Raw genomic sequence first — 5,819 nt, forward strand, 5'->3', positions numbered from 1 at the left:
AGCTCGGCTCCTACAAGGAGGGTACGGCGGGAAATCACCATTAAAATCGAAGGTAATTAACCCACCGCTCAAGTCCATCAGACGGTGTGCAAGTACCAGTTGTACTCAAGGTCGGAGATGGAGTTCTCGAACTCGGCCAGCTCGCTTTCCTTGCACGCCACGAACACGTCGATGTACAGCGGGTCGATGTATTTGGCCATGACTTCGCTGTCGTCCAGCTCGCGCAGGGCATCGCGCAGGTTGTTCGGCAGACTCTGCTCGTTTTGCTCGTAGCTGTTGCCTTCTACCGGTGCGCCCGGTTCGATCTGGTTGGTCAGGCCGTGGTGAATACCCGCCAAAACCGAGGCCATCAACAGGTACGGGTTGGCGTCGGCACCCGCAACACGATGCTCGATGCGTACCGAGTCCGGCGAACCGGTTGGCACACGCACTGCTACGGTACGGTTGTCGATGCCCCAGCTCGGGGAGTTCGGCACGTAGAACTGCGCGCCGAAACGACGGTACGAGTTGACGTTCGGGCAGAGGAACGCCATCTGCGCCGGCAGGGTCTCGAGCACACCGCCGATCGCGTGTCGCAGCGCGGCGTTCTGCTCGGGATCCTCGCTGGCAAAGATGTTGTTGCCTTCTTTGTCGAGAATCGAAATGTGCACGTGCAGACCGTTGCCTGCCTGACCCGGATACGGCTTGGCCATAAACGTGGTGTCCATCTCGTGGTCGTAGGCGATGTTCTTCACCAGACGCTTGAGCAACACCGCGTAGTCGCAGGCTTTGATCGGGTCGTTGACGTGATGCAGGTTCACTTCGAACTGCGCCGGGGCGCTTTCCTTGACGATGGCGTCAGCAGGGATGCCCTGCTCTTTCGCGCCTTCGAGGATGTCTTGCAGGCAGTCGACGTATTCGTCGAGGTCGTCGATCAGGTACACCTGGGTCGACACCGGACGCTTGCCGGACACCGGTGAGCGCGGCGATTGCGGACGGCCGTTCACGTTGTCCTGGTCGATCAGATAGAACTCGAGTTCGAACGCAGCGCAGATGGTCAGGCCCATGTCGTCGAACTTGCGCACGATATTGGCCAACACTTCACGCGGGTCGGCGAAGAACGGCTCGCCTTCCAGTTCATGCATGGTCATCAACAGTTGCGCGGTCGGGCGCTTCTGCCAAGGCTCGATGCTGAGGGTGCCAGGAATGGGGAAACAGATTCGGTCAGAGTCGCCGATGTCCAGACCCAGGCCGGTGCTTTCCACCGTAGAACCGTTGATGTCCAGAGCAAACAGGGACGCCGGCAGGTTAATGCCTTTTTCGTAGACCTTATGAAGACTGGTGCGCTCGATGCGCTTGCCGCGCACCACACCGTTCATATCCGCAATCAGAAGGTCGACGTACAAAACCTCAGGATATTTCTTAAGGAATGCGTTTGCTTCGTTGAGTTGAACGGCACGCAGAGGGACCGACATGATGCACCTATTTTTTAGCTGTTAATTATTATGTTCACTACCCTTTCACGAGCCCAGTCAACCCGAACGGCAAAGTGAAGTCAATAGCGAACACTTGGCCTTTCAACCTTTATTTTCGGGCCTTTTTTGGGCACGAGAGTCCTAAATGAGTCTTGCACACCGTGTAAACGCTGAGGTTCGGACGTACGGCGTTTAGAATTTTTTACATGAGAGTTGTTAATTAAAATCAACAAGGCTAAGCTCCGGAAAAGCTCGTTCAAGTGTGAAACTTCGAGGTGATAAAAATGGCATTCAAGCCATTGATCGGCGTTACTGCGTGCGTCAAACAGATTGGCCTGCACCCCTACCACATCAGCGGCGACAAGTACTTGCGTGCTGTCAGCGTCGCGGCTTTGGGGCTGCCTGTGGTCATTCCTTCCTTAGGCGAACTGACTGAAATCGAGGATGTGCTCGCACATCTCGACGGTCTGTTGCTGACCGGCTCGCCCTCGAATGTGGAGCCTTTCCACTATCAAGGCCCGGCCAGCGCTCCCGGCACGGATCACGATCCGGCGCGGGACGCCACAACCCTTCCTTTATTGCGTGCGGCCATTGCGGCTGGCGTGCCGGTGCTCGGCATCTGCCGGGGCTTCCAGGAAATGAACGTGGCGTTTGGTGGCAGCCTGCACCAGAAGGTCCACGAGGTGCCCGGCATGCTCGATCACCGCGAGGCGGACAGCCCGGAGCTGGCGGTGCAATACGCACCGGCGCATGCGGTCACCGTGCAACCGGGTGGCGTGTTCGAGGCGCTGGAGTTGCCGGCCGGGTTCATGGTCAATTCGATTCACAGCCAAGGCATCGACCGACTGGCGCCCGGTCTGCGTGCCGAAGCGATTGCGCCGGACGGTTTGATCGAGGCGATTTCGGTGGAGCACAGCCCGACCTTTGCCGTCGGCGTGCAGTGGCATCCGGAATGGCAGGTGCTGTCGAACCCGCCCTACCTGAGTATTTTCCAGGCGTTCGGCGATGCGTGCCGGCGACGGGCCGCGCTGCGTAAAAACCGCTGACTTAAAACATTGAACATCTATTTACTGCCCCCGCGAGCCAGTCGGGCGTGCCCTTGCGCGCCCGTCCCTCGCGACAGCAACACACTGCGATAACAACAAGTACTACCAGGCAGCCAGGACGGCGGCGCCGAATAAGCCCAGCCGGAACGGGTAACCCTGTAGGAGCCGAGCTTGCTCGCGATGGCGACCGAACATTCAACATTGATGTCGGCTGCCGGGGCCTCATCGCGAGCAAGCTCGGCTCCTACAGGGACCGTACCCGGCTCAGGCTAGCAATCCACTATTAAGTCAGGCCGCGTTGGCCCGACGACTGAAACCTGTTGGGAGTTTCACATGGCAAACGCCTCCAGCATTTACAGGAAGGCTCTTGAAGGTCACCAGGCACCGAAAAAGGTGTTGGTGAAAGTCGACCGCGTCACCAAGAAGTTCGACGAAACCATCGCAGTGGACGATGTTTCGCTGGAGATTCATCAAGGCGAAATCTTCGCCCTGCTCGGCGGCTCCGGCTCGGGTAAATCGACGCTGCTGCGCATGCTCGCCGGTTTCGAACGTCCCACCGAAGGCCGGATCATGCTTGACGGTGTCGACATCACCGACATGCCGCCGTACGAGCGGCCGATCAACATGATGTTCCAGTCCTACGCCTTGTTCCCGCACATGACCGTGGCCCAGAACATCGCCTTCGGCCTCAAGCAGGACCGTTTGCCCGCCAGCGAAATCGACGCCCGCGTTGAAGAAATGCTGCGACTGGTGCACATGACCCAGTACGCCAAACGCAAACCGCATCAACTGTCCGGCGGTCAACGTCAGCGTGTGGCACTGGCGCGCTCGCTGGCCAAGCGACCGAAGCTGTTGCTGCTCGACGAGCCAATGGGCGCACTGGATAAAAAGCTGCGTTCGCAGATGCAACTTGAGCTGGTTGAAATCATCGAGCGCGTCGGCGTGACGTGCGTGATGGTGACCCACGACCAGGAAGAGGCCATGACCATGGCCGAGCGCATCGCGATCATGCACCTGGGCTGGATTGCGCAAATCGGCAGCCCGGTCGACATCTATGAAGCACCGGTCAGCCGCATGGTCTGCGAGTTCATCGGCAACGTGAACGCCTTCGATGGCACGGTTGTAGAAGACCTTGAAGGTCACGCGATCATTCACAGTCCGGACCTTGAAAACAAGATTTACGTCGGTCACGGCGTCAGCACCTCAGTGCAAGACAAGTCGATCACCTACGCCATCCGCCCGGAAAAAATGCTGGTCAGCACGATCAAGCCGGACACTCGCTACAACTGGTCGCAAGGCAAGGTGCACGACATCGCCTACCTCGGCGGTCACTCGGTGTTTTACGTGGAGCTGCCTGGCGGCAAGATCGTCCAGTCGTTCATGGCCAACGCCGAACGCCGTGGCGCGCGTCCGACCTGGGACGACAAGGTCTACGTGTGGTGGGAAGACGACAGCGGCGTGGTACTGCGCTCATGAAAACACTCAATCAGCGGTTTATGCGGCTGATGCCGAGTGGTCGAAAGCTCGTCATCGGGATTCCATTCTTGTGGCTGTGCCTGTTTTTCCTGTTGCCGTTCTTCCTGGTGATGAAGATCAGCTTCTCGGAAGCGGCGCTGGCCATTCCTCCTTACTCCGAGATCTACACCTACGCCGAACAGAAATTCCAGCTGTTCTTGAACGTTGGCAACTACCTGCTGCTGACCGACGATGAGCTGTACCTCTCGGCCTACCTCGGTTCGTTGAAGGTCGCGTTTTTCAGCACGCTGATGTGCCTGGTCCTGGGTTTCCCGATGGCCTACGCGATCACCAAGGCCAGCAAGGAAGCGCAAAACGTCCTGATGCTGCTGATCATGATGCCGACCTGGACAGCGATCCTGATCCGCGTTTATGCGTGGATGGGCATCCTCAGCAACAACGGTTTGCTCAACGCGTTTCTGATGTGGACCGGCCTGACGTCGCACCCGATCGAGATCCTCAACACCAACACCGCCGTCTACATCGGTGTGGTGTATGCGTATCTGCCGTTCATGATCCTGCCGCTGTACGCCAACCTGGTCAAACACGATCAGAGCTTGCTGGAAGCAGCGTCGGACCTGGGCTCGAGCACCTTCAACAGTTTCTGGAAAATCACCGTGCCGCTGGCCAAGAACGGCATCATCGCCGGTTGCATGCTGGTGTTCATTCCGGTGGTCGGTGAGTTCGTGATTCCGGAACTGCTGGGCGGCCCGGAAACCCTGATGATCGGTCGCGTGCTGTGGCAAGAGTTCTTCAACAACCGCGATTGGCCGGTGGCGTCTGCCCTGGCGGTGGTGATGTTGCTGATCCTGATTGTGCCGATTCTGCTGTTCAACCGTAGCCAGGCCAAAGAGATGGAGAGTCGGGGATGAAACGCTTCGGATTTTCAAAGTTCATGCTGATTTTCGGCCTGTCGTTTATCTACCTGCCGATGCTGATTCTGGTGATCTACTCGTTCAACGCCTCCAAACTGGTGACGGTGTGGGGTGGCTGGTCGTTCAAGTGGTACGCCGGTTTGCTGGACAACACGCAACTGATGGGCTCGGTGGTGCGCTCGCTGGAAATCGCCTGCTACACCGCGATTGCGGCGGTGGCGCTGGGCACGCTGGCGGCGTTTGTGCTGACCCGCGTGACCCGCTTCAAGGGCCGCACGCTGTTCGGCGGCCTGGTAACGGCGCCGCTGGTGATGCCGGAAGTGATCACCGGTCTGTCGTTGTTGCTGCTGTTCGTGGCCATGGCGCAGTTGATCGGTTGGCCGCAGGAACGCGGCATCGTCACCATCTGGATCGCGCACACCACGTTTTGTGCCGCTTATGTCGCGGTGGTAGTCTCCGCCCGCTTGCGCGAGCTGGACCTGTCCATCGAAGAAGCGGCCATGGACCTCGGTGCCAAGCCATTAAAGGTGTTTTTCCTGATCACCATTCCGATGATCGCGCCCTCGTTGGCAGCCGGCGGCATGATGTCGTTTGCCCTGTCGCTGGATGACCTGGTATTGGCGAGCTTCGTCTCCGGGCCGGGTTCGACGACCTTGCCGATGGAAGTGTTCTCGGCGGTACGTCTGGGCGTGAAACCCGAGATCAACGCCGTAGCCAGTTTGATCCTGTTGGCCGTCTCGATCGTGACTTTCATGGTCTGGTACTTCAGCCGCCGCGCCGAAGCCACCCGTAAGCGTGCGATCCAGGAAGCGATGGACCAGACCGCCAGCGAATCCTGGCAACAACCTGAAAAGCAAATGGCTGGAGCAGTGGCCTAAGGGTCTGCTGCACCCACACTTTGTAGCAGCTGGCGAAGCCTGCGTTCGGCT

At 58.6% G+C, this 5,819-nt stretch carries 5 protein-coding genes; 4 read left to right on the forward strand and 1 reads right to left on the reverse strand.

Annotated elements, in window-relative coordinates:
* Positions 1-77: 77 nt before the first annotated feature.
* A complete protein-coding gene (locus tag AC1D2P_RS18215) occupies positions 78-1,454 on the reverse strand; it encodes a glutamine synthetase family protein (protein ID WP_046027704.1) in 1,377 nt (458 codons plus the stop codon).
* 284 nt (positions 1,455-1,738) lie between these two features.
* On the opposite strand from AC1D2P_RS18215, the gene AC1D2P_RS18220 reads away from it, so the two are divergent.
* The 4 genes from AC1D2P_RS18220 to AC1D2P_RS18235 all read left to right on the forward strand — a co-directional run bounded on the left by AC1D2P_RS18220 (position 1,739) and on the right by AC1D2P_RS18235 (position 5,768).
* Positions 1,739-2,500 carry a gamma-glutamyl-gamma-aminobutyrate hydrolase family protein gene (locus AC1D2P_RS18220; RefSeq protein WP_109784593.1) on the forward strand — a complete coding sequence of 254 codons (762 nt, stop codon included), beginning with the start codon at positions 1,739-1,741 and terminating at the stop codon, positions 2,498-2,500.
* A gap of 333 nt (positions 2,501-2,833) precedes the next feature.
* A complete protein-coding gene (potA, locus tag AC1D2P_RS18225; RefSeq protein WP_046027706.1) occupies positions 2,834-3,976 on the forward strand; it encodes a polyamine ABC transporter ATP-binding protein in 1,143 nt (380 codons plus the stop codon).
* Positions 3,977-4,005: 29 nt separating this feature from the next.
* A complete protein-coding gene (locus AC1D2P_RS18230; protein WP_175649006.1) occupies positions 4,006-4,887 on the forward strand; it encodes an ABC transporter permease subunit in 882 nt (293 codons plus the stop codon).
* On the forward strand, positions 4,884-5,768 hold the full coding sequence (locus tag AC1D2P_RS18235) for an ABC transporter permease subunit (RefSeq protein WP_109784591.1): 885 nt from the start codon (positions 4,884-4,886) through the stop codon (positions 5,766-5,768). The genes AC1D2P_RS18230 and AC1D2P_RS18235 overlap by 4 nt, the downstream gene beginning before the upstream one ends.
* Positions 5,769-5,819 lie beyond the last annotated feature (51 nt).

The sequence above is a fragment of the Pseudomonas sp. P1_F1_2 genome, from assembly GCF_056405815.1.